The sequence below is a fragment of the Pseudomonas sp. ML2-2023-3 genome (assembly GCF_037055275.1).
Classification (GTDB): domain Bacteria; phylum Pseudomonadota; class Gammaproteobacteria; order Pseudomonadales; family Pseudomonadaceae; genus Aquipseudomonas.
The window spans coordinates 2,441,271-2,466,823 of sequence record NZ_CP146343.1 but is presented as its reverse complement, the minus strand read 5'-3'; the positions used below and the strand labels follow the sequence as shown (position 1 = coordinate 2,466,823).

19 protein-coding genes are annotated in these 25,553 nt (G+C 58.1%); 10 read left to right on the top strand and 9 right to left on the bottom strand.

Going from position 1 to position 25,553, the window contains the following annotated elements; all coding sequences use genetic code 11:
• The first annotated feature begins 2 nt into the window (after positions 1-2).
• Both ngg and V6P94_RS11450 read left to right on the top strand, forming a co-directional pair.
• Positions 3-1,748 (top strand): N-acetylglutaminylglutamine synthetase, encoded by a 1,746-nt coding sequence (gene ngg / locus V6P94_RS11455; protein ID WP_338649345.1) that lies wholly within the window; start codon positions 3-5, stop codon positions 1,746-1,748.
• 23 nt (positions 1,749-1,771) lie between these two features.
• Positions 1,772-2,959: an osmoprotectant NAGGN system M42 family peptidase gene (locus tag V6P94_RS11450; protein ID WP_019828486.1), complete on the top strand. Its 1,188-nt coding sequence runs from the start codon at positions 1,772-1,774 to the stop codon at positions 2,957-2,959.
• 133 nt (positions 2,960-3,092) lie between these two features.
• On the opposite strand, the gene V6P94_RS11445 is transcribed toward V6P94_RS11450, so the two are convergent.
• The 7 genes from V6P94_RS11445 to ftsK all read right to left on the bottom strand — a co-directional run bounded on the left by V6P94_RS11445 (position 3,093) and on the right by ftsK (position 11,867).
• Positions 3,093-4,052: a transposase gene (locus tag V6P94_RS11445; RefSeq protein ID WP_338649344.1), complete on the bottom strand. Its 960-nt coding sequence runs from the start codon at positions 4,050-4,052 to the stop codon at positions 3,093-3,095.
• Positions 4,053-4,350: 298 nt separating this feature from the next.
• The gene (cysG, locus tag V6P94_RS11440; RefSeq protein WP_133078178.1) at positions 4,351-5,745 is read right to left on the bottom strand and encodes a siroheme synthase CysG; all 1,395 of its coding nucleotides are present in this window, start codon (positions 5,743-5,745) and stop codon (positions 4,351-4,353) included.
• Complete coding sequence (serS, locus tag V6P94_RS11435) at positions 5,746-7,026, bottom strand: serine--tRNA ligase (RefSeq protein WP_133078177.1); 1,281 nt, start codon at positions 7,024-7,026, stop codon at positions 5,746-5,748.
• Positions 7,027-7,041: 15 nt separating this feature from the next.
• The gene (crcB, locus tag V6P94_RS11430) at positions 7,042-7,416 is read right to left on the bottom strand and encodes a fluoride efflux transporter CrcB (protein WP_133078176.1); all 375 of its coding nucleotides are present in this window, start codon (positions 7,414-7,416) and stop codon (positions 7,042-7,044) included.
• Positions 7,413-8,738: a replication-associated recombination protein A gene (locus V6P94_RS11425; RefSeq protein WP_133078175.1), complete on the bottom strand. Its 1,326-nt coding sequence runs from the start codon at positions 8,736-8,738 to the stop codon at positions 7,413-7,415. Before V6P94_RS11425 ends, crcB begins: the two co-directional genes overlap by 4 nt.
• A 28-nt stretch (positions 8,739-8,766) precedes the next feature.
• Positions 8,767-9,387 (bottom strand): outer membrane lipoprotein chaperone LolA, encoded by a 621-nt coding sequence (gene lolA / locus V6P94_RS11420; protein WP_133078174.1) that lies wholly within the window; start codon positions 9,385-9,387, stop codon positions 8,767-8,769.
• A gap of 38 nt (positions 9,388-9,425) precedes the next feature.
• On the bottom strand, positions 9,426-11,867 hold the full coding sequence (gene ftsK / locus V6P94_RS11415; RefSeq protein WP_374105697.1) for a DNA translocase FtsK: 2,442 nt from the start codon (positions 11,865-11,867) through the stop codon (positions 9,426-9,428).
• A gap of 363 nt (positions 11,868-12,230) precedes the next feature.
• Between ftsK and aat the strand changes: the two genes are divergently transcribed.
• The 6 genes from aat (at position 12,231) to V6P94_RS11385 (ending at position 19,449) form a co-directional block, all read left to right on the top strand.
• The gene (gene aat, locus V6P94_RS11410) at positions 12,231-12,911 is read left to right on the top strand and encodes a leucyl/phenylalanyl-tRNA--protein transferase (RefSeq protein WP_133078172.1); all 681 of its coding nucleotides are present in this window, start codon (positions 12,231-12,233) and stop codon (positions 12,909-12,911) included.
• Positions 12,912-12,965: 54 nt separating this feature from the next.
• Positions 12,966-13,673 (top strand): arginyltransferase, encoded by a 708-nt coding sequence (locus V6P94_RS11405; protein ID WP_133078171.1) that lies wholly within the window; start codon positions 12,966-12,968, stop codon positions 13,671-13,673.
• A gap of 98 nt (positions 13,674-13,771) precedes the next feature.
• On the top strand, positions 13,772-13,990 hold the full coding sequence (gene infA / locus V6P94_RS11400; protein WP_002553999.1) for a translation initiation factor IF-1: 219 nt from the start codon (positions 13,772-13,774) through the stop codon (positions 13,988-13,990).
• Positions 13,991-14,542: 552 nt separating this feature from the next.
• Positions 14,543-14,782, top strand: a complete 240-nt coding sequence (locus V6P94_RS11395) for a hypothetical protein (RefSeq protein ID WP_046809210.1) — start codon at positions 14,543-14,545, stop codon at positions 14,780-14,782.
• Between the two features lie 228 nt (positions 14,783-15,010).
• Positions 15,011-17,725 carry a magnesium-translocating P-type ATPase gene (gene mgtA, locus V6P94_RS11390; protein WP_326398251.1) on the top strand — a complete coding sequence of 905 codons (2,715 nt, stop codon included), beginning with the start codon at positions 15,011-15,013 and terminating at the stop codon, positions 17,723-17,725.
• A 95-nt stretch (positions 17,726-17,820) separates the two neighbouring features.
• Positions 17,821-19,449, top strand: a complete 1,629-nt coding sequence (locus V6P94_RS11385; RefSeq protein WP_133078169.1) for a Na/Pi cotransporter family protein — start codon at positions 17,821-17,823, stop codon at positions 19,447-19,449.
• A 53-nt stretch (positions 19,450-19,502) separates the two neighbouring features.
• Here V6P94_RS11385 and clpA read toward each other — a convergent pair whose 3' ends face one another.
• Together clpA and clpS are read right to left on the bottom strand one after the other, a co-directional pair.
• Positions 19,503-21,773 carry an ATP-dependent Clp protease ATP-binding subunit ClpA gene (clpA, locus tag V6P94_RS11380; protein WP_019828501.1) on the bottom strand — a complete coding sequence of 757 codons (2,271 nt, stop codon included), beginning with the start codon at positions 21,771-21,773 and terminating at the stop codon, positions 19,503-19,505.
• A 29-nt stretch (positions 21,774-21,802) separates the two neighbouring features.
• On the bottom strand, positions 21,803-22,165 hold the full coding sequence (clpS, locus tag V6P94_RS11375) for an ATP-dependent Clp protease adapter ClpS (protein WP_019828502.1): 363 nt from the start codon (positions 22,163-22,165) through the stop codon (positions 21,803-21,805).
• Positions 22,166-22,393: 228 nt separating this feature from the next.
• Here clpS and V6P94_RS11370 point away from each other — a divergent pair, with 228 nt between their 5' ends.
• Positions 22,394-22,672, top strand: a complete 279-nt coding sequence (locus V6P94_RS11370; RefSeq protein ID WP_133078181.1) for a cold shock domain-containing protein — start codon at positions 22,394-22,396, stop codon at positions 22,670-22,672.
• Between the two features lie 439 nt (positions 22,673-23,111).
• Entirely contained in the window at positions 23,112-25,337 is a 2,226-nt protein-coding gene (locus tag V6P94_RS11365) for an NADP-dependent isocitrate dehydrogenase (RefSeq protein ID WP_338649340.1), read from the top strand.
• The last annotated feature ends 216 nt before the right edge of the window (positions 25,338-25,553 follow it).

The following is a 25,553-nucleotide window of genomic DNA, read 5'->3' as shown; positions in this document are numbered from 1 at the left end:
CGATGAAACCCCTCGCTACGGCTTACAGCCAGCGTCTGTTGCGTGGTCAAACACCGTCCTACGAACGCCTGCAAGCGCGCCTGGCCGAAGACGGCAGCCCACTCGACGCACAACCCGTGGCCGTGCATTGCGGCTGGGGGCGGTTGCTGATCGGGCATACCTTTCCCGACCCCGCCAGCCTGGCCAACGAGTTGCTCAACGAACAACCCGGTGAGCGCGATATCGCGCTGTATGTGGCGGCGCCGCAGCAAGTGCTGGCCCAGTCGCCACAACAGCTGTTTCTCGACCCTTCGGACACCTTGCGCCTGTGGTTTACCGATTACCGCCCGGCTACCCGCGTGTTTCGCGGGTTCCGGATCCGTCGGGCACAAAGCGAAGCGGACTGGAACTCGATCAACACGCTGTATCAGGCGCGCTCGATGCTGCCCATCGACCCGACATTGCTCACCTCCCGAGATCAGGGCGGGCCGGTGTACTGGATGGCCGAGGATGAAGACAGCGGCGCGGTGATCGGCAGCGTCATGGGCCTGAACCATCACACCGCGTTCCACGACCCGGAAAACGGCAGCAGCCTCTGGTGCCTGGCAGTGGACCCCCACTGCTCGCGGCCCGGTGTAGGCGAAGTGCTGGTCCGGCATTTGATCGAACACTTCATGAGCCGCGGCTTGAGCTACCTCGACCTGTCGGTGCTGCACGACAACGCCCAAGCGAAAAGCCTCTACAGCAAACTGGGCTTTCGTACCCTGTCGACCTTTGCCATCAAGCGCAAAAATGGCATCAACCAACCGCTGTTTCTCGGCCCCGGGCCTGAAGTCGGGCTCAACCCCTATGCCCGAATCCTGGTCGAAGAAGCCTTTAAACGCGGCATTGATGTGCAAATTGACGACGCGCCCGCCGGACTTTTCACTCTGAGCCACGGCGGACGACGGATTCGTTGCCGCGAATCCCTGAGCGATCTGACCAGCGCCATCAGCATGAGTCTGTGCCAGGACAAATGCCTGACCCATACAGTGTTGCACCAGGCAGGACTGAATGTCCCAAGCCAGCAATTGGCCGGTAATGCCGACGACAACCTGCGCTTTCTTGAGCAACACACGCGGGTGGTGGTCAAACCTGTGGATGGCGAGCAAGGCAATGGCGTGGCGGTGGATCTGGACAGCCTCGAGCAGGTGCAACTGGCCATCGAAACAGCGCGTGCATTCGATAGCCGGGTGCTGCTCGAAAGCTTCCACGAGGGGCTCGACCTGCGAATTGTGGTGATCGGCTTTGAGGTCGTGGCAGCCGCCATCCGCCGTCCTGCCCAGGTGACGGGTGATGGCCTGCACACGGTCCATCGACTGATCGAAGCACAAAGCCGACGCCGTCAGGCCGCCACTGCGGGTGAAAGCCGCATCCCGCTGGACGCAGAAACCCGGCGCACCGTACAAGCCGCTGGCTATGAGTACGACAGTATCTTGCCCGCAGGCCAGGTGCTCGCCGTGCGCCGTACGGCCAATCTGCACACGGGCGGTTGCCTCGAAGATGTGACCTCCGTGCTGCACCCGGCGCTGGCCGACGCGGCCATTCGCGCCGCCCGGGCGCTGGATATTCCCGTGGTCGGCCTGGACTTGATGGTGCCTGCCGCCGACCAGCCCGAGTACGTATTTATCGAAGCCAACGAACGGGCCGGGCTCGCCAACCATGAGCCACAGCCGACCGCCGAACGCTTCATCGATTTACTCTTCCCCCACTGTCAGCCTGCTCTCTAGCTGACCGGCCCTCAGGAGCTTTTATGAATCGCACCCTCCCTGAACCCGACCTCGACTACCTGCAACGGGTACTGCTGGAAATGCTCGCCATCCCCAGCCCCACCGGGTTTACCGACACCATCGTGCGCTATGTCGCCGAACGCCTCGATGAGCTGGGGATTCCCTTTGAGCTGACTCGACGCGGCACTTTGCGCGCGACCCTCAAGGGCCAGAAGAACAGTCCTGACCGTGCCGTTTCCGCGCATTTGGACACCATCGGCGCCAGCGTGCGGGCGATCAAGGACAACGGCCGTCTGGTCCTGGCGCCCGTGGGGTGCTGGTCCAGCCGTTTTGCTGAAGGCAGCCGGGTCAGCCTGTTCACTGACAATGGCGTGATCCGCGGCAGTGTCCTGCCATTAATGGCTTCAGGCCATGCCTTCAATACCGGGGTGGATGAGTTGCCGATCAGTTGGGACCACATCGAGTTGCGTCTGGATGCATATTGCGCGACCCGGGCCGACTGCGATTCCCTGGGGATCAATATCGGCGACTACGTGGCATTTGATCCGCTGCCGGAATTCACCGAAAGCGGCCATATCAGCGCGCGGCATCTGGACGACAAGGCCGGGGTGGCAGCACTGCTTGCCGCATTGAAGGCCATTGTGGACAGTGGCGAGCAACCGCTGATCGACTGTCATCCTCTGTTCACCATCACCGAAGAAACGGGCAGTGGCGCGGCCGCCGCATTGCCGTGGGATGTGAGCGAGTTTGTCGGGATTGACATTGCCCCGGTAGCGCCGGGCCAGCACTCCAGCGAGCACGCGGTAAGCGTGGCGATGCAGGATTCGGGCGGGCCGTATGACTATCACTTGTCGCGGCACCTGCTGCGCCTGGCCAGCGATAATGAACTGCCGGTACGCCGTGACATGTTCCGCTACTACTTCAGCGATGCCCATTCGGCCGTCACTGCCGGGCATGATATTCGGTGCGCCTTGCTGGCGTTTGGTTGCGATGCGACCCACGGGTATGAACGCACCCATATCGACAGCCTGGCGGCGTTGAGCCGATTGCTGGGGGCTTACATCCTGAGCCCGCCGGTTTTTGCCAGCGATGCGCAGCCGGCACAAGGCTCACTGGATCGCTTCAGTCATCAGATCGAACACGACGCGCAGATGGAAAGCGACACGCGAGTGCCGTCGGTGGAGAGTCTGGTGGGGGACAACCGGAACTGAGGCACAGCAGAAGCAATGATGGGAGCAACTGTCATTGAGGATTTATTTTCAAATAATCCTTTCGGACATGGCTTCGCCAGCGATACCGCGTAGCGGTATTACTGGCGAAGCCCTCGCTTCAGTAAAGTGCCCCTCATTTGTTATCAAAATGCGGGGCCTGACATTTCTTCTCTCTCCAACCCGTGCCATCTCGCAGCATTGCGTTAAGACGAATCAATAGCTTACGCATGCATGCCACAACAGCGACCTTCGCAAGCTTGCCTCGCGCTCGCAGAGCCTCATATTCGGCTTTGACTTGCGGATCGTGCTGAACCATTGACCAGGTCGACATATAGGTTGCGCCACGCACTGTATAGCGCCCGCCCTCGATTGATCGGGGGCCGCTCTTCTTGCCACTATCGTTGTTGTAGGGCGCTAACCCTGCCAAAGCCGCAATCTTGCGTCCCGACACGGTTCCGAGCTCAGGAAGAAATGCCATGAGCGTTCCGCAGGTGATGGCTCCGATCCCTTTCACCGACCTCAGTCGCCTGGCTTTCTCCTGATCCAGCACGGTCGAGGCATCTTCAATCTCCTTACCCAATGACTTGATCTGGCCCTCCAGGTAAGCGATGTGATCGGTGTAAGTGGATATGGCTCTAGCGCATGTGGTTTGCTTCATCCGGCGCTTGTCGCTGTCTCGGCTCTTGACCAAGCTGCCTCGCAGCTTGAGCAATTCGCCCAGCTCATCCCGATCCTTATTCGGTTCAACATGCGGCAAGTCCTCGAAATCTCTCGCAAACTTCGCCAGCATCTGAGCATCGATCTTATCGGTTTTAGCTATCTTGCCCATAGCTCTCGCATAGTCGCGAGCGCGTTTGGGATTGACGCGAAAGACATTCAAACCCTCCAACCGCAAGGCTCTGAGCAATGCCCTTTCATAGCCGCCGGTGGCTTCAAGCAAGATCCGCCCCACCTCAAGCTCGTTCAGGCATGTGATCAGCCGAGTGAAGCCCTCAAGGTCATTACTGACCTGAAACTGTGGGTAATTTGCAGGAAGAAACCCCACATCCACAGTCGCTTTCGAAACATCGAGACCAACGTAGTAGGAAATCATCGCCAAGTCCTCTTACACTCAAGAAGTGAGAGCACTCTGACCTATCCCTAGCTTGTGATTTCGAGTTTGCCGCTCATGCAACTGTTCGGGCTTCTGGTCAGAGTGAGAGGTGGATGGCGACTTGGCTCCCACTCGTGCTTTAAGCACCGCTGGCTTTCAGTCTGCCATCCACTGCTCTCACCCTTCTGAGTTTAAGAGACCTTGAAGACACAAGCTGGCTTGCCTGCGATGCAATCAACTCGGTTTAACTGAAAAACCGCGCTGAAACCATCCCGAGCAAGCCCGCCCCACCATGCACCTAGACCTGCGACTGAGCGCCTTCAAACCACTTCAGTTTCTCACGCAGCAAAACCACTTCGCCCACGATCACCAGCGTCGGCGCATGAACTTCATGCTCCGCCACCAATGTTGGCAAGTCAGCCAGGGTGCCCGTAAATACCCGCTGGTTGGACGTAGTGCCCTGCTGAATCAACGCAGCCGGGGTGTCTGCCGAACGACCGTGCTTGATCAGCTCTTGGCAGATGGTCGGCAAACCCACCAGGCCCATGTAGAACACCAGGGTCTGTGCCGGAGAAACCAGATCACTCCAGGGCAAATTGCTGGTGCCGTCCTTCAGGTGGCCCGTCACGAAACGCACGGATTGCGCGTAATCACGATGGGTCAGCGGAATACCGGCATAGGCTGCACAACCGCTGGCAGCGGTGATGCCCGGCACGACCTGGAACGGTATCCCGTGAGCGGCCAGCTCTTCGATTTCTTCACCGCCACGACCAAAGATAAACGGATCGCCACCCTTGAGCCGCACCACGCGCTTGCCTTGCTTGGCCAGGTCCACCAATTGCTGGTTGATCTGGTCTTGCGGCACCGCATGCTCGGCGCGACGCTTGCCGACATAAACGCGTTCGGCATCGCGACGGCACAACTCAAGAATTGCAGGGGCCACCAGGCGGTCGTAAAGGACCACATCAGCCTGTTGCATCAGACGCAGCGCGCGGAATGTCAGCAGGTCCGGATCACCCGGCCCGGCACCCACCAGATAAACCTCACCGGTGGTTACGGTCGCCTGACCATTGATTTTGGCCAGCAGCAAACGCTCGGCCTCAGCGCCCTGCCCGGCCAGTTGGCGGTCGGCAATCGGGCCCTGGAAAACGTCTTCCCAAAAACCGCGGCGCTGCTGTACATCCGGAAACAAGCCTTTGACCTGGGTGCGAAAACGAGCGGCAAGGCCCGCCAACTGACCGTAGGTCGAAGGAATCCAGGTTTCGATCTTGGCGCGAATCAAGCGCGCCAGCACCGGCGCATCACCGCCACTGGAAATGGCGATCACCAGCGGCGAGCGGTCGACAATTGCGGGGAAGATCACGCTGCACAAGGCAGGAGCATCCACCACATTGACGGGCACGCAGCGACGGTGGGCGTCAGCGGAGACCTGGGCGTTGAGTGGCTCATCGTCCGTTGCAGCAATGATCAGGACACACCCTTCAAGGTCAGCCTCAACATAGCCGCGCAGCACCTGTTCGCCACCGCTACTGTTTATCAACTCGCACAACTGGGGCTCTATGGCGGGTGCAACCACCCGCAGCACGGCACCGGCATCGGCCAGCAGCCGGGATTTGCGCAAGGCAATCTCCCCACCGCCGACCACCAGTACACGGCTGCCACGCAGGTTATGAAACAGCGGCAGAAACTCCATTTAGCCGATGACCTCAATGCCGCCCATGTAAGGCTTGAGTACTTCAGGTACACGGATCGAGCCGTCTGCCTGCTGGTAGTTTTCCAGTACGGCTACCAGCGTACGGCCTACAGCCAGACCGGAACCGTTGAGGGTGTGAACCAGTTCAGGCTTGTTGGTTTCCGGGTTGCGGAAACGTGCTTGCATGCGACGGGCCTGGAAATCACCGCAGTTGGAGCACGACGAAATTTCGCGGTACTTGTCCTGGCTCGGGATCCACACTTCCAGATCGTAGGTTTTGACAGCGCTGAAGCCCATGTCGCCGGTGCACAACGCCAGGGTGCGGTATGGCAGTTCAAGCAATTGCAGGACTTTCTCTGCGTTGCCTACCAGACCTTCCAGTGCATCCATCGAGGTGGAAGGCTCAACGATCTGGACCATTTCAACCTTGTCGAACTGGTGCTGACGGATCATGCCGCGGGTATCACGGCCTGACGCACCGGCTTCACTGCGGAAGCACGGCGTGTGAGCCACCAACTTGATCGGCAAGGCTTTGTGCTCAACGATTTCGCCGGCAACGATGTTGGTCAGCGTCACTTCAGCCGTCGGGATGAGGTAGAAATCAGCTTCGCCTTCACGGCTGATCTTGAACAGATCTTCTTCGAACTTCGGCAACTGGCCAGTGCCTTGCAATGCAGGGGCCTGAACCAGATAAGGCGTGTACGCCTCTTCGTAGCCATGCTCACCGGTGTGCAGGTTGATCATGAACTGGGCCAGCGCGCGATGCAGGCGGGCAATCGGGCCGCGCAGCAGGGCAAAACGGGCACCGGACAGTTTGGCGGCGGTTTCGAAGTCCAGCCAGCCATGCTGCTCGCCCAGGGCCACGTGGTCCTTGATCGCGAAATCGAAGGCAGTCGGGGTGCCCCAGCGACGGATCTCGACGTTGTCGTCTTCGTCAGCACCTACCGGCACGGAAGCATCCGGCAGGTTGGGCAGGCCCAGCAGGATGGCGTCCAGTTCGGCCTGGATGGCGTCCAGCTCAACCTTGCCATTGGCCAGATCGCTGCCCATGGTTTCAACACTGGCCATCAGTGGCGCGATGTCTTCGCCGCGAGCCTTGGCCTGGCCAATGCTTTTGGAGATGGCATTGCGCTCGGCCTGCAGCTTCTCGGTCAGGGTCTGGACTTCCTTGCGCTTGGCTTCCAGCGCGTCGATGCGCGCCACGTCCAGCTTGAAGCCACGGGATGCCAGGCGATCCGCTACGTCCTGCAGGTTGCTACGTAACAGTTTGGAATCAAGCATGTCGGTTTCTCGTTATCAAAGTTTGGTCAGGGACAGGCCAGCCCACGTCGCGAGCAGCCCGCCGAATACGCTGAGGGCCGCGTAGCCCAGTGCCAGTGGCACCTGCCCGCTTTCAAGCAGGCGCACCGTATCCAGTGAAAAGGATGAAAAAGTGGTCAAGCCACCCAGGAAACCGACCATCAGCCCGGCGCGGACTTCAATCGGTACTTCCGGGCGTATCAGAAAAAGTCCGTACAGGACGCCAATCAGCAGACAGCCCACGATATTAACGGCCAACGTCGCGGTATAAAAGTGCCGCGGCCAATTGGCGTTGATCCAGTTTCCTGTGGCAAAGCGCAACAGGGTGCCCGCAATGCCACCCACCGAGACTGCAACCACCAATGGAATCACGGTCTTCTCCGCTGTTTGGGACTGGCTCGATCGAGTGCGGCGAGGTGTTTAAGCTTTTCGCCGATTTTAAGCTCAAGGCCTCGAGGGACAGGCTGATACAGGTTCAACGGCTCCAGCTCATCGGGGTAATAGTCCTCGCCAGCGGCATAAGCATCCGGTTCGTCATGGGCATAACGGTATTCGTCGCCATACCCCAGCTGCTTCATCAGTTTGGTCGGCGCGTTGCGCAAATGCAGCGGGACTTCGAGCGAACCATACTCGGCGGCGCTGCGCAGTGCGGCCTTGAACCCCATATACACCGCGTTGCTTTTGGGCGCGCAGGCCAGGTAGGTAATGGCCTGGGCCACCGCCAACTCACCCTCCGGGCTGCCAAGACGTTCTTGTACGTCCCAGGCCGACAGGCACAGGCTCAAGGCCCGTGGATCGGCGTTACCGATGTCTTCGCTGGCCATGCGCACGACACGCCGGGCGATATATAGCGGGTCGCATCCGCCGTCGATCATTCGCGCAAACCAGTACAGGGCACCATCCGGATTGGAACCACGCACCGACTTGTGCAACGCCGAAATCTGGTCGTAAAAAGCTTCGCCACCCTTGTCGAAACGACGCTGGGTATCGCCCAGTAGGTTATGTAACAGATCGGTGCCGATTTCGCTGTGGTCTTCAGCCAGGTCCGAGGCGTTTTCCAGCAGGTTGAGCAAGCGCCGGCCATCACCGTCAGCCGCCCGCAGCAATATCTGGAAACCTTCATCGCTGAGGGTCAGGTCACGCTTGCCCAGGCCCTTGTCTTCCGTCAGCGCGCGTTGCACCAGCTTGTGCAGGGCCGCTTCGTCGAGGCTTTTGAGCACATAGACCCGCGCCCGCGAAAGCAATGCGTTGTTCAGTTCAAAGGATGGGTTTTCGGTGGTGGCACCGATAAAGATCAGGGTACCGTCTTCAACGTAGGGCAAGAAGGCATCTTGCTGTGACTTGTTGAAGCGATGCACTTCGTCGACAAACAGGATGGTGCGCCGGCCATACTGGCCCGCCTGCTGCTTGGCGATTTCGACGGCCTGGCGGATCTCCTTGACCCCGGCCAGCACCGCCGAAACAGTTTCAAAATGCGCATCCGACACTTCTGCCAGCAGTCGCGCCAGGGTGGTTTTACCCACCCCCGGCGGCCCCCAGAAAATCATCGAATGCAGCGCGCCCTGCTCCAGCGCTTCACGCAAGGGCTTGCCGCGAGCGAGCAGGTGTTCCTGACCGACGTACTCGTCCAGATTGGCCGCACGTAAACGGGCAGCCAGAGGCTGGGCAATCGGGGCACTTCGAAACAGATCCATGGGCAGCGCTTGAAACCTCTTCCAGGGCTTATTCCTGGATGACATCAGCCCCTTTCGGGATATCGAACTTGAATTTGGATGCAGGAATCGGCTCGTTGACCTTGACCCCGGTGAACAGGATGTTGGTGCGCTGACCCACGCTGTCGATCAACTGCATGTCGTTGATTTTGCCGCCGCGAAAGGACAGGCGCAGGGAGTCGAACAGGGTGTCCTTGGTCTTGGGCTTGAGGGTGAAGTCCATGACATCACCGGCCTGTTTGGAGGTAATGTCAAAGCTGTCGCTGATTTTCGACACATCACCCGACAGCAACAAGGCAGGGGTCTGGGTCAGGCGCTGATCCAGCTTCTTGATCGTGACCTGCTCCAGATCCGGGTCCCAGAGCGAGACTTTCTGGCCATCGGAGACCATCAATTGTTCTTGCGGTGCGTCGGTGTGCCAGTAGAACAAACCCGGACGCTTTACCGACATTTCGCCGGCAGTTTCCTGCAACTGGGTGCCGCTACCGTCAAGGGTCAGCTGAGAAAAACGGGCGGTGATGGTGTCGGAGCCCAACAGTTGGCCAAGACGTTTCACACTCTCGGCGTCGGCATGGGCCGACAGCGAAGAAAAAGCCAGTACCGGTAGCAACAGCATGCTGACAAAACGCATGGAGATCCTCATTGATTAGTTAGATGCCGTGGGGCAGATCAATCGCGCATCGGGGCTGGTGCCAGTACTTCGCGCGAGCCATTAGTGTTCATCGAGGTCACGACCCCGGCCATTTCCATGGACTCAATCATTCGCGCAGCGCGGTTGTAACCGATCTTCAACTTGCGTTGTACCGCAGAAATAGAGGCACGACGGCTTTCGAGTACAAACTGTACGGCCTCGTCATAGAGCGCATCGGTTTCAGCGTCATCGCTGCCTTCGCTGCCACCATCAAAACCGCTGCCAGGCTCTTCGACGCCGGCAAGGATGTCTTCGTTGTAGTCCGGGGAGCCTCGCAGCTTCCAGGCTTCGACCACACGGTGTACTTCGTCGTCGGAAACAAACGCGCCGTGCACCCGAATCGGCAGGCTGGTGCCGGGCGGCATATACAGCATGTCACCGTGACCCAGCAGTTGCTCGGCGCCACCCTGGTCGATGATGGTGCGCGAGTCGATCTTGCTCGATACCTGGAACGCCATACGGGTCGGGATATTGGCCTTGATCAGGCCGGTGATCACGTCCACCGACGGGCGCTGGGTAGCGAGGATCAAGTGGATACCCGCCGCCCGTGCTTTCTGGGCAATACGGGCGATCAGCTCTTCAACCTTCTTGCCGACGATCATCATCATGTCGGCAAATTCGTCGACCACCACCACGATGGTTGGCAACTTCACCAACAGCGGGGCTTCGTCGTGAATGCTTTCACGCTTGTACAACGGGTCAACCAGGGGCTCGCCAGCGTCCTGGGCGTCCTTGACCTTCTGGTTGAAGCCGGCGAGGTTACGCACGCCCATCTTGGCCATCAGCTTGTAGCGGCGTTCCATCTCGGCAACGCTCCAGCGCAGGGCGTTGGCGGCATCCTTCATGTCCGTCACTACCGGGCACAGCAGATGCGGGATGCCTTCGTAGATCGACAATTCAAGCATCTTCGGGTCGATCATGATCAATTTGGCGTCTTCAGGGCCAGACTTGAACAGAATCGACAGGATCATGGCGTTAACGCCTACAGACTTACCGGAACCGGTTGTACCGGCCACCAGCAAGTGCGGCATTTTCGCCAGATCGGTGATCACCGGACGCCCGCCGATATCATGGCCCAGGGCCAGGGCCACTGGAGACTTGGCATTGTCGTATTCAGGGGTCGACAGCACTTCGGAGAAGCGCACGATCTGACGATCCTCGTTGGGAATCTCGATACCGACCGTGGTCTTGCCCGGAATAACCTCAACCACCCGCACGCTGGTCACAGCCAGGGAACGCGCCAGGTCTTTGGCCAGGTTTGAAATACGGCTGACCTTTACCCCGGCAGCAGGCTGGATTTCGTAGCGGGTAATGACCGGGCCGGGGTGAATGGAGTCCACCGTGACCTCAACCCCGAATTCCTTGAGCTTGATTTCAAGCAAATGGCCAACGGCCGCCAGGGATTCAGGGGAATAATTGAGTTGCTTCTTTTCAGCAGGGTCAAGAATCGAGATCGGCGGCAACGTGCCTTCAACCGCGCTGTCCACAAACAGCGGCGCCTGCTTCTCTTTCTGTACACGCTTGCTCGGTTCAGGTGCCTTGGGCGGTGCCGGCGCGATAACTGCCGGTACGTGCTTTTCACGCTCGGACATGTGCTTGGTCAGCGCCTGCTCACGTTCAATCAGACGCTCTTTGGCCTTGGCCTGCTCCCGCTTGTCGGAAACGCTTGGGGCAACCACTTCATTGACCCGGCTGTCGACTTCGCGCAGTTGGGCAACAAGCTGTTTGCGCTCGTTGCGCTCGGACCACCAGCGATTGGCCGCACCCTGGATGAGTTCAAACAGGTCAAGGGTGATCTTGCCCGTCACATCCATGACCTTGAACCATGAAAGGTCCGTAAAGACCGTCAGGCCAAACAGGAACAACGCAATCAGCAACAGGGTACTGCCCTGGATATTCAGCGCATTCTTGGCCAGATCACCCAGGCTTTCGCCCAGCGCACCGCCCGCGCCTGCAGGCAGGGCCACGGCAGAGTGAAAATGAATATGGGCAAGGGCTGCGCCCGAGATCACCAGGAACACCAGACCAACCAGGCGCCACGAGAACAGCCACCCGCTCCACTGCCAGGGCTGATGCCGCTCGCGGAAGATCTGGTACGCCTTGACCGCCAGCAGCAACGGAAAGATGTAGGCAAAATAGCCAAGCACCATAAACAGGATGTCTGCACTGTAGGAGCCGGCTGGCCCACCAAAGTTCTGTACATCCACGACACGGCTGTTATGGCTCCAGCCGGGATCGTCCTTGCCGTAGGTCAACAGGGCCATGATCAGGAACAGGCACAGGGCGCCGATAGCGATCAATGCACCTTCCTTGAGTCGGTAGTGCAATTGCTGACGCCAGAGAGGAACTGCTTTGGGTGCTGCTGTGGATTTCTTCAAAACGGGTCTTTTCCTGCGCCTGTGGCGCGCCCAACTATTAATTGACTAATGTGACTGCAAAATACTGTTCGTATCGAACAGGCGACACGCTCAAACGTGAAATGAAACCAGCCTTGTATTATTTTGCCAGCAGTAACCTGCTGCAAGGTGGGTGTAGCTTAGATCAGCTCAAACAGGCCAGCCATTGTACGGGTTTGAGCCGTTGATGCCATGCTGGCTCAAGGTGCGGTCCGATTCGTCCCGAAACTGGCCGGGAAGCGCCAATTTGAGCATGTATTACCTTTTGTGACAAAGACTTATACCACCGTCAAAACAGAGCTCGCATTTCATTGGCAGATCGACTGAGACCGCACTTGCGCGACAGAGTTGCAGCCGCCCTTCCCTTCTTCTGTAAGACTGATTGCCATGCTGACCTGGTTAAAACGCGACACCCTGACATTTCCACCATTGGCAAAAGCCATGCGCGAACCCAATGGCCTTCTGGCCGCAGGTGGCGACCTGTCGGCAGACCGACTGATCCAGGCCTACCGTCACGGCTGCTTTCCGTGGTTCAGCGAAGGCCAGCCGATCCTCTGGTGGTCACCTGACCCTCGCACAGTGCTGTTTCCTGAAGAGCTGCACGTGTCCCGCAGCCTGGGCAAGCTGTTGCGCCAGCAGCGCTACCAAGTCAGCTTTGACCGTGACTTTGCCGCCGTGATTCAAGCCTGTGCAGCACCGCGCGACTATGCGGACGGCACGTGGATTACCGACAACATGCAAAACGCCTACATCGAACTTCACGCTCGCGGCCATGCGCATTCGGTTGAGGTCTGGGATGACGGCGAACTGGTGGGCGGGCTGTACGGCCTGGCAATGGGCCAGTTGTTTTTTGGCGAATCCATGTTCAGCCGTGCCGACAACGCGTCAAAGTTCGGTTTTGCAACACTGGTCAAACACCTCAAGGCCTGGGGCTTTGTGCTGATTGACTGCCAGATGCCGACTGATCACCTGCAGAGCCTGGGCGCACGTTCGATCCCGCGTCAGCAATTCGCCGATTATTTGCACCAGCACCTGGATCAACCCACAACTGCACAGTGGGTTTTATAGGCGACTTTTACACACTGGCTTACACTTAATTTAAAGATTTCCCGAGGGCCCATCATGACCGAGCTGGCGCGTCTGAAGTTTTATGCCACTCAACCTCACGCTTGCAGCTACTTGCCTGACGAACAGGCCACCACGCTGTTCCTCGACCCCAGTCAGCCGATGGATGTGCAGGTTTATGCCGATTTGTCCGAAATGGGTTTTCGGCGCAGTGGCGACCATCTGTATCGCCCCCATTGCCTGAAGTGCGATGCCTGCACCCCTGCGCGCATTCCTGTCGCCCGGTTCAAGCCCAATCGTCAGCAAAAACGCATTTTCAAGCGCAACGCCGATTTACAGGTTCGGCCGGTAAAGCCTGGTTTCAGCGAAGAGAACTTTGACCTTTACCAGCGCTATATCGAGCAACGGCATGCCGACGGCGACATGTACCCACCCAGCCGCGATCAATTTTCAACCTTCCTGGTACGCGACCTCCCGTTCTCGAAGTTCTACGAGTTCCGCCTGGACGGGCGCTTGCTGGCTGTTGCCGTCACAGACGTGCTCCCCAACGGCCTGTCTGCCGTGTACACCTTCTACGACCCTGACGAAGAGCGGCGCAGCCTGGGGCGTTACGGCATTCTCTGGCAAATTGCAGAAGCGCAGCGCCTGGGGCTGGATGCGCTGTACCTTGGGTACTGGATCAAGAACTGCAAAAAGATGAATTACAAGACCGAATACAGGCCCATTGAGCTGCTGATTAATCAGAGATGGAGCTCTCTTGATTGAACCCTTGGCTTAAACCCCATTTTTCGGGCACAATGCACGCCGCTTTTGCCTGGCGCAGTTGCACCGGGCCATTCATTGGACACCGAGGGCTTTACTGCATGTCGAAAGAAGACAGCTTCGAAATGGAAGGCACTGTCGTCGACACCCTGCCCAACACCATGTTTCGTGTGGAGTTGGAAAATGGGCACGTCGTAACCGCGCATATTTCCGGCAAGATGCGCAAGAACTACATTCGTATTCTTACCGGTGACAAAGTGCGCGTCGAGCTGACGCCCTATGACTTGAGCAAAGGGCGCATCACTTACCGCGCTCGCTAATCAAGTCAATACAAAACGCCCGGCTCTGCCGGGCGTTTTTGTTTGTCTGCGATTTGAGTCTGTACCCAGGACCTGTGGGAGCGGGCTTGCCCGCGATGCAAGCGGCGCGATATTCCAGCTTAACCGCACCCGCTCCCACAAGGTGTGTGTGGCCAGGCGAATATCCCGCACCAACAATAAGTGCTGCGCACTTCAAACTTCTATACCTGTAACTTCCCTGTCATATTAATGACCTGCCCGGCGAACCACTCCAATAACTTTCAAACTTCCTGAACCGTTGCTGTACCAGCCACACTTATCGGGTTTTAAAGTTGACGCACCACCACCCACTGAGTAGATTGCACAGGTCGGTCATTCAGGCCGCCTATAAACTTCACAAAAGAAGCCAATGGACACAGTATCTAGTCGCTGTCCGGTCACCGTTAATACGGAGATCCGGACGCCCAACCCAGACATTGACGGGACTCGCCTGCACGGCGGGGTCAACTGCGCTAGAGCCTGACGCTCCAACGTAACGACCTCACCGGCAGCAGTCCGGTCACGAGGTGTGTTATGACCTTTAAAACCCATGTTCTACCCGGCGTTCGCGCCTTTGCCTCCAGCATGCGCGTGAAACTGTCCCGCGAGCCCACCTATGCTCGCTCGGCAAAATCCCCCTTCTCCATCCCCGTAACCGGCGTAAAACCTGCGCACCGCCAAGTGCAATGGCGCGTCAGTCCGGCCACCGGCCAACTGGAACAGCGCTGGAGCATGGCCGACTCTCAGGACCCGCAGAGTCGCTTTTTGCGCTAAGTTCCACCCCATTAAAACACGTATTAATGAACTGGAGTTCCTTATGGAAGAAGCCAGTAGTTACCCGCTGCGCGAATATTAATTACCTCGCCGCAGCGGGAATATAAAGCGCACTTAACACTTCAACCAAACCGATTGCGAAGTTTGCGACTCGGCATATATTGGCTCGCCTCTTAAAAGGTAAATCAACATATGCACGGTCAAGAGTTGGCGACAGGAGTACTCATCATGAGCGCCGTAAAAAACACTGAAGTTCGGGACAAGAACAACGCCAGCGACAATAACAAACTGTCCATGCGTGCCGCTCGGGAAGCCCAGAACGGTCTCTCGGCCACTCTGGCCAATGTACGCGCCACCACCGCAGGCCTGACCGAGCAGGACGCCGCCGAACGCCTGCAAAGCGATGGCTACAACGAGGTGGCTCACGACAAGCCACCTCACGCCCTGGTGCAATTTCTGCTGGCCCTGCACAACCCCTTCATCTATGTACTGCTGACCCTGGGCGTTATCAGCTTTGTCACCGACTACTGGCTGCCGGAGCGCGATGGCGAAGAAGGCGACCTGACCAAAGTCATCATCATTGGCTTGATGGTCGGCCTCAGCAGCCTGCTGCGTTTCTGGCAGGAACACCGCTCTGCCAAGAGCGCCGAAGCCCTCAAAGCTATGGTCCGCACCACCGCCACTGTCGTTCGGCGGGACACAGCGAGCGGCAAAACCTCTGTCCATGAGGTGCCGATGCGCGAATTGGTCGCCGGGGATATCGTGCAGCTGTCAGCGGGCGACATGATCCCGGCGGACATCCGCCTGATCGAGTCCCGGGACCTGTTTATCAGCCAGGCCGTGCTCACCGGCGAAGCCTTGCCCGTGGAGAAATACGACACCCTGGGGGATGTGACACAAAAGTCCGCCTCCAGCACCGCGGCCGACCAGAGCAATCTGCTGGACTTGCCCAACATTTGCTTCATGGGCACCAACGTGGTCAGCGGCACCGCCCGGGCCGTAGTGGTGGCCACCGGTCCGCGCACCTACTTCGGCTCGCTGGCCAAAGCAATCGTCGGCTCTCGCACCCAAACCGCGTTCGACCGCGGGGTCAACAGCGTCAGCTGGCTGCTGATCCGCTTCATGCTGGTCATGGTGCCCATCGTGTTTTTTCTCAATGGGTTCTCAAAGGGCGATTGGGGCGATGCCTTCCTGTTTGCCCTGGCAGTGGCGGTTGGCCTGACTCCGGAAATGCTGCCAATGATTGTCAGCGCCAACCTGGCCAAAGGTGCGACCGCCATGGCCAAGCGCAAAGTGGTGGTCAAGCGTCTGAATGCAATCCAGAACCTGGGCTCGATGGACGTGCTGTGCACCGACAAGACCGGCACCCTGACCCAGGACCACATCATCCTTGAGCATCACGTTGATCCAAGCGGCCAACGCGATGAGTCGGTACTGGCTCTGGCCTGGCTCAACAGCCATCACCAAAGCGGCATTCGCAACCTGATGGATCAGGCCGTGGTGCAGTTTTCACGGCAGGATCCCAAGTTCAATGCGCCGCTCAACTACAGCAAAGTCGATGAGCTGCCTTTTGACTTCGTGCGTCGGCGCCTGTCGATCATCGTCAAGGACACCCGAGGCGACCACCTGCTGGTGTGCAAGGGCGCCGTCGAAGAAATGCTCGGCATCGCCACCCATGTCATGGAAGGCGACACCCGCGTTGCACTGGATGCCACACGCCGCGAGCAATTGCTGGCACTGGCCACCGAGTACAATGAGGATGGCTTCCGCGTACTGCTGATAGCCACCCGCGAAATCCCCGAGGTCCAGGCGCAAAAGCAATACAACACTGCTGACGAACGGGATCTGGTGATCCGCGGCTTGCTGACCTTTCTCGATCCACCAAAAGAGACGGCGGGCCCGGCAATTGCCGCCCTGCAAGATATCGGTGTAGCGGTCAAGGTACTGACCGGCGACAACGCGGTTGTCACCAGCAAGATCTGCCGTCAGGTGGGCCTGGAACCCGGCACACCGCTGCTGGGCCCGCAGATAGAGACGATGGACGACGCTGCACTCCAACTGGAGGTCGAACAGCGCACGGTGTTCGCCAAGCTCACCCCACTGCAAAAGTCCCGGGTGCTCAAAGCCCTGCAAGCCAACGGCCACACCGTGGGCTTTCTTGGCGACGGCATCAATGACGCCCCTGCCCTGCGCGACGCCGATGTTGGCATCTCGGTGGACAGCGGCACGGACATCGCCAAAGAGTCGGCTGACATCATCCTCCTGGAAAAGAGCCTGATGGTACTCGAAGAAGGCGTGCTCAAAGGACGTGAGACCTTCGGCAATATCATGAAGTACCTGAACATGACTGCCAGCTCAAACTTCGGCAACGTGTTCTCGGTTCTGGTGGCCAGCGCCTTCATCCCTTTTCTGCCGATGCTGTCGATCCACCTGCTGCTGCAAAACCTGATGTACGACATCTCCCAACTGGCCTTGCCGTGGGACAAGATGGACAAGGAGTACCTGCAAAAACCACGCAAGTGGGACGCCAGGAACATCGGGCGCTTCATGATCTGGATCGGGCCAACTTCGTCGATCTTCGACATCACCACGTTCGCCCTGATGTGGTACGTGTTCTCGGCCAACAGCGTGGAAATGCAGACCCTGTTCCAGTCCGGCTGGTTTATCGAGGGGTTGCTGTCGCAAACCCTGGTGGTCCATATGCTGCGTACCCGCAAGATCCCGTTCTTCCAGAGCACTGCCGCATGGCCTGTCACCATGATGACCATCATTGTGATAGTGCTCGGGATCTACGTGCCGTTCTCGCCGCTGGGCACCATGGTTGGCCTGGAGCCGCTGCCGCTCTCCTACTTCCCTTGGCTGGTTGCCACCCTGTTCAGCTATTGCTGCGTCGCGCAACTGATGAAAACCATCTACATCCGTCGTTTCAAGCAGTGGTACTGACTTGAACCGCCATGGGCTGGCGCAACACTGCGCCAGCCCGTGCCTTCGTATTACGACCTCGTAAAACATGACTATTTGTACTGTGGAGATTCCTCATGTCGGGAACCACTCTGTTGCTCAACCTCGCGGGCGCCATCGCACTTTTGCTATGGGGCACCCACATGATTTCTACAGCCCTGCTGCGCGGTTTTGGCACCCAACTGCGCAACTGGATGGGGCGCAACCTGAATAACCGCTGGATGGCGCTGATTTCCGGAATGGGTATCACCGGCGTACTGCAAAGCAGTACGGCAGTCAGCCTGATGGCAACCTCGTTTACCGCCGCAGGCACCTTGAGCCTGGCGCCAGCCCTGGCAGTGATGCTGGGGGCCAACATCGGCTCAACCCTGGTGGTGCAGCTGCTGAGCTTCGATACCTCGCTGGCGATGCCTGTCATTTTGCTGGTGGGCTTTATCATCTTTCGCCTGCGCGATGATTCGCGCCATGAAAGCGTTGGCTGCGCATTGATTGGTCTGGGCCTGATGCTGCTGGCCCTGGGCTTGCTCAGCGCCAGTCTGGGCCACATGGAAGAAACCTCGGTGTTTCGCGCCGTGATGCAAAGCCTGGAAGGTGATGTGATCATTGCAGTGCTCGCCGCCGTGCTGCTGACCTGGATCTGCCACTCCAGTGTCGCGGTCGTGCTGCTTATCGCTTCGCTGGCGGGCGCAGGCATGATGACTCCGGTCACCGCCATCGCCCTGATGCTCGGCGCCAATATCGGCGGCGCCTTGCCGTCAGTGATGAGCGCCAGTTCGCCAGTCGCGCGACGCCTGCCGGTGGGCAACCTGCTGATCCGCCTGCTGGGCACCCTGGCCCTGCTGCCATGCCTGCCGCTGATAGCCACCTGGCTGGCTGGCACCGATATCGATCTCGCGCACTGGGTTGTTTACCTGCATACCGCGTTCAGCCTGGTGCTGGCAGTGGTGTTTATCGGCCTGACCGAACCTTGCGCTCGCCTGCTTACCCGCCTATTTCCACAACAAGAACCGCCAGCAGACCCGGGCATGCCGCAGTATCTGGACGAAGCCGGGCTGGAAGTGGCCAATATCGGACTGTCCAACAGTGTGCGTGAAGCCTTGCGTCTGGCGGACATGACATCCCTGATGCTTAACCAGGTCTTGCAGCTGTTCGAGAAACCCGATCAGCGCACGATGGACAACGTGCGCCAGCTGGATCACTCCATCGATCTGCTAAGTGCGGCGATCCGCGCTTATCTTGCCGACATCGGCCAGGATGGCCTGAGCGATGCCGATGCCGACCGCGCCCAGGAAGTCCTGATGTTCGTGATCAATCTGGAACATGCCGGTGACATCCTCAACAACCTGGCGCAGTTGGCTATTCGCAGGACTCGCCGGGGTGAACGCTTCTCTTCGTTCGAGCTGATTCACATCCAGGCCATGCACCTGGCCCTGCTGGACAGCCTGAACCTGGCCATTACCGCTTTTTTGCGCGAAGACGTAGCCGCTGCAGATGCACTGATCAGCCACAAGGAGACCATGCGCAAGCTGGAAGCAAGAGCCAGCCGCGAACACTTTCGCAAGCTGCAGAATGACAAGACGGCATGGGCAGAATCCGGAGACATCTTCCAGCGCGTGCTGCGCGACTACCGTCGCGTTCATCACCATATTGCCGCCCTGGGCTACCCGGTACTGGAGCGCAACACCGCGCTGAGCCCGACCACCTGATTGCAGACAGCAAAAAGGCGCCCGAAGGCGCCTTTTTTTACTGCGATGTCACATCAAGCCATTTCAACTGAGGTTTCATACTCGAAGGTCAACTCGCCATTCTCCAGGTCGATGTGTACTACACCGCCATGGTCGGCCAGCTCCCCAAAGAGAATCTCCTCGGCCAACGGACGCTTGATCTTGTCCTGGATCAAACGCGCCATTGGGCGTGCACCCATCAGAGCATCATAGCCACCCGCCGCCAACCAGCCGCGAGCCGCATCCGACACTTCAAGCTGCACATGCTTGTCTTCCAGCTGGGCTTGCAGTTCGGTAAGGAACTTGTCCACCACGTGCTTGATAACCTCGTGGCTGAGGCGACCAAACTGGATGATGGTGTCCAGGCGGTTACGGAACTCGGGGGTGAAGCTCTTCTTGATCGCTTCCATCGCATCGGAAGCATGATCCTGATGAGTAAACCCGATCGAAGCCCGAGAAGCCGTTTCAGCCCCCGCGTTGGTGGTCATGATGACGATCACATTGCGAAAGTCAGCCTTGCGCCCGTTGTTATCGGTCAGCGTGCCGTGATCCATGACCTGCAACAGCAGGTTAAAGACTTCAGGGTGGGCCTTCTCGATTTCGTCGAGCAGCAACACGCAGTGAGGCTGCTTGGTGATGGCTTCAGTCAGTAAACCGCCCTGATCGAAACCGACATAGCCCGGAGGCGCACCAATCAGACGCGATACGGTGTGACGCTCCATGTACTCGGACATGTCGAAACGGATCAGCTCGATCCCCAACGCCTTGGCCAACTGGCGCGCGGCCTCGGTTTTACCGACACCGGTCGGCCCTGCGAACAGGAACGAACCCACAGGCTTGTCTGGCGACTTGAGCCCGGCACGGGACAACTTGATCGCCGTGGACAACGAATCGATTGCCGCATCCTGGCCGAATACGGTCAGACGCAGGTCGCGCTCTAGGTTGCGCAACAGTTCCTTGTCAGAGACAGAGACATGTTTTGGCGGAATACGGGCGATTTTCGCCACGATATCTTCCACCTGCGCCACTTCAATGCGCTTGACCCGGCTCTCGACCGGCTGCAGGCGCTGGTAGGCGCCAGCCTCGTCGATCACATCGATGGCCTTGTCCGGCATATGACGGTCATTGATATAGCGCGAAGCCAGCTCAGCCGCTGCACGCAGGGCCTCATCGCTGTATTCGATACCGTGATGCTGCTCGAAACGACCTTTAAGCCCGCGCAGAATGCCAATGGTGTCTTCAACCGAAGGTTCGGACACATCGACTTTCTGGAAACGTCGCGCCAAGGCACGGTCTTTCTCGAAAATTCCGCGAAATTCCTGGAACGTAGTGGAGCCGATGCAACGAATGTCGCCCGAAGACAACAAGGGCTTGAGCAGGTTGGAGGCATCCATCACCCCGCCAGAAGCCGCGCCAGCACCGATAATGGTGTGAATTTCGTCGATAAACAGAATCGCTTGTGGACGCTTTTTCAGCTCGCCGAGCAACGCCTTGAAGCGCTTCTCGAAATCACCGCGGTATTTGGTACCCGCCAGCAACGCGCCCAGATCAAGGGAGTAGACGATGCTGTTAGCCAGCAGGTCAGGCACTTGATTGTCGACGATGCGCTTGGCCAGACCTTCGGCAATCGCGGTTTTACCCACACCTGCCTCACCGACCAGCAACGGGTTGTTTTTGCGACGACGGGCCAGGATCTGAGCAACGCGCTCAACTTCCATTTCGCGCCCAACCAGCGGATCGATGCGACCCTGGCGGGCCAGCTCGTTCAGATTGCTGGCGTAGGCATCCAGAGGATTGCTTGAAGACGACGACTCGCCACCCTCTTCATCCTGCATCTCATGATCGCTGTCAGTGTGGTCGCCATGCCCCGGCACCTTGGAAATGCCGTGGGCAATAAAGTTGACCACATCAATGCGCGCCACGCTCTGCTGCTTGAGCAGAAACACAGCCTGGCTTTCCTGCTCGCTGAAGATGGCAACCAGTACATTGGCGCCCGTTACTTCACGCTTGCCGGAACTCTGCACGTGGAATACGGCACGCTGCAAGACACGCTGAAAACCAAGGGTTGGCTGCGTTTCGCGGTCTTCGTCGTGGACAGGGATAAGGGGTGTCGTGGAGTCAATAAACTCTTGCAGGTCATGCTTGAGTTTGTCGAGGTTTGCGCCACAGGCGCGTAGAACGGTTGCGGCCGCCTCATTATCCAAAAGCGCTAAAAGGAGATGCTCAACCGTCATGAACTCATGACGTTTGGAGCGGGCTTCCTTGAAGGCAAGATTGAGGGTGACTTCGAGCTCGCGATTTAACATGGCTTCACCTCATACCCAAGTGGTCGGCGTTAACCGTCCTTCTCGATTTCACAGAGTAGCGGATGCTGGCTTTCGCGTGCGTACTGGTTTACCTGCGCCGCCTTGGTCTCGGCAATGTCGCGGGTATAGATGCCGCACACAGCCCGTCCTTCTGTATGGACGGCCAGCATGACCTTGGTCGCCAATTCGCGATTCAAGTTAAAAAACGCCTCAAGGATTTCGACAACAAAATCCATGGGAGTGTAGTCATCATTAAACAAAACCACCTTGTACATCGGCGGCGCCTGAAGCGCAGGCTTAGCCTCTTGCACAGCCAAGCCAGCGGAATCTTCGTCATCAAAATCCGGATGATCCTGATTGAATGTTAGTCGAGTCTGGCTGATTGCATGCATGGAAAAAAAGGTTCGTCGTAGGTTGTACAGATACAGTGATGGAGGCACACGTCTCAAATTTCAACCGCGCCGCCGCGTGACCTTGACTATCGGTAAAACGGTGTTACAACCATTAGTGCCCACAGTGGGAAAAATGGTCCGCACAGTCAACCATAATTACTGGTTTCTGTGCGAGTGAACTGGATGATACTCCAGTGATGGAGTTGTTTGCAGCAGAGGGATATGAGTATGCAAGGCAAGGTCAAGTGGTTCAACAACGCGAAAGGCTTTGGCTTTATTAATACGCAGGCCAAGGAAGGCATCGATGAACACGGAAACCCAATCGACTTTTTTGCACATTTTTCAGCAATCCAGATGGATGGTTACAAGACCCTCAAGGCTGGCCAGCCTGTGAGTTTCGAAATAACCCAGGGCCCCAAGGGCCTGCATGCTGTTGCTATCACCAACGTTCAAGTTCCAGCCAGCGCACAGGCGACTGTGCAAGAGGTGACGAGCCTCTCGGTCTGACCCACTGCAAAAGAAAACCGGCCGATTCAATCATTGAACCGGCCGGTTTTTTTATGCCTGCTCCATCTGGGAGAAAGGTGAAGATTGCCGAAAAAACCCGCAAACACGGGCTAAAGCACCAACAATAAGGGCATTTTGACGCAGGGACTTAGACCAATTGATGATTCGTGATAGGCCGCCCCCCTCGCAGCAACCTTAGTGACCTATGTATACTGCGCCGGTGACCACGGAGTCACAGTGAAACACCTACTGGAATGAGTCTTTCAGGCCTAGAAAGGCTGAGCCGTTACCCCGGCTCGACCGCTTGACGCTCTACTGATGCATTCAATCACCGCGAAGAACCTCGACTTTCGGCTCATTGTTCACTGTGAACGAAAGCGCCTACCCTGCGCATCTCGAGTATCTGAGCACGCTCAGCAAAGAAGAGAGTTAATCCGAAATGCCCAACCGTTCGAAGATCATCTACACCTTCACCGACGAAGCTCCGGCGCTCGCCACCTATTCACTGCTGCCTATCATCGAGGCGTTTACCGCCAGCGCCGATATCGCCGTTGAAACGCGCGACATCTCTCTGGCAGGCCGCATCCTCTCAAGCTTCCCCGAGCAATTGGGTGACAAGGCTGTAGCAGACCACCTCGCCGAACTGGGCGCCCTGGCCGTTACTCCTGAAGCCAACATCATCAAGCTGCCTAACATCAGCGCCTCGGTCCCGCAATTGCAGGCCGCGATCAAGGAACTGCAAGCGCAGGGCTTTGATATCCCGGATTACCCGGAAACCGTGACCACTGACGCTGACAAAGAAGTCAAAGCGCGTTACAGCAAAGTCATGGGCAGCGCCGTAAACCCGGTTCTGCGCGAAGGCAACTCTGACCGCCGCGCACCGCTGTCGGTCAAGAACTACGCTCGCAAGCACCCGCACAAAATGGGCGCCTGGGCGAAAGACTCCAAGTCCCACGTCGCTCACATGAGCGAAGGCGACTTCTACGCCAGCGAAAAAGCCGCCCTGATCGAAGAACCGGGCAGCGTTAAAATCGAACTGATCGCTCAAGACGGCACCACCACCGTCCTGAAAGAAAAAACCGCCGTCCAGGCCGGTGAGATCATCGACTGCTCCGTCATGAGCAAAAAAGCCCTGCGCCAGTTCGTAGCGGCCGAAATCGAAGACGCCAAGAAACAGGGCGTACTGTTCTCGGTTCACTTGAAAGCCACCATGATGAAGGTCTCCGACCCGATCATGTTTGGTCAGATCGTGGCTGAGTTCTACAAGGATGCGCTGGAAAAACACGCCGACGTCCTGAAAGAAATCGGTTTCAACCTGAACAACGGTATCGGCGACCTGTACGCCCGCATCAAGGCGCTGCCAGCCGAGAAGCAAGCTGAAATCGAAGCCGACATCGAAGCCGTGTACGCCAACCGCCCTGCGCTGGCCATGGTCAACTCTGACAAAGGCATCACCAACCTGCACGTGCCGAGCGACGTTATCGTCGACGCCTCGATGCCGGCCATGATTCGTGATTCCGGCAAAATGTGGAACACCGAAGGCCAGTTGCAAGACACCAAGGCCGTGATCCCGGATCGCTGCTACGCCACCATCTACCAGGCGACCATCGAAGACTGCAAGCAACACGGCGCCTTCGATCCGACCACCATGGGCAGCGTGCCAAACGTTGGCCTGATGGCGCAAAAAGCCGAAGAATACGGTTCCCACGACAAGACCTTCCAGATCAAGACCCCGGGCGTTGTACGGGTAACTGACAGCAACGGCAACGTGCTGATGGAACAGAACGTCGAAGAAGGCGATATCTGGCGCATGTGCCAGGCCAAAGACGCGCCGATCCGCGACTGGGTCAAACTGGCCGTCAACCGCGCCCGCGCCAGCAACACCCCGGCCGTGTTCTGGCTTGATCCAAAGCGTAGCCACGACGCTGAAATGATCAAAAAGGTAGAAACCTACCTGAAGGATCACGACACCAGCGGCCTGGACATCCGCATCATGGCCCCGGTAGACGCCATGAAGTTCACCCTGGAGCGCACCCGCAAGGGTCTGGACACCATCTCGGTAACCGGCAACGTTCTGCGTGACTACCTGACCGACCTGTTCCCGATCATGGAACTGGGCACCAGCGCCAAGATGCTGTCGATCGTTCCGCTGATGAATGGCGGCGGTCTGTTCGAAACCGGCGCAGGCGGTTCGGCCCCCAAGCACGTTCAACAGCTGCTGGAAGAAAACTTCCTGCGCTGGGACTCGCTGGGTGAATTCCTGGCACTGGCTGCCTCCTTGGAGCACCTGGGCACGACCTACAACAACCCGAAAGCGTTGGTGTTGGCCAAGACCCTGGACCAGGCTACCGGCCAGTTCCTCGACAACAACAAATCGCCATCGCGCAAAGTCGGCAACATCGACAACCGCGGTAGCCACTTCTACCTGGCGCTGTACTGGGCTCAGGCCCTGGCTGCCCAGACTGAAGACAAAGAGTTGCAAGCCCAGTTTGCTCCAGTAGCAAAAGCCATGGCCGAGAACGAGGCAAAAATCGTTGCCGAACTCAACGCCGTGCAGGGCAAGCCTGTCGATATCGGTGGCTACTACCACGCCGATGCCGACAAGGTCAGCAAAGTAATGCGCCCTAGCGCCACGCTGAACGCGATCATCGCCTCACTGGTGTAAGAGCAACAGGCAACACCACAGACCCCGGCCCACGACGCCGGGGTTTGTGTTTTTACGGTGCTCGCAACCCTGTAGTCGCTGCCGAAGGCTGCGATCGACGGCGAAGCCGGCGTAAAATCAACGCATGCGATCTCTCGGTCAAACTCTTTACACGGCATAACGATTTCTTCGCAACCGAACGCAGCCTTCGGCAGCGACTACAACATCTCACCCCCA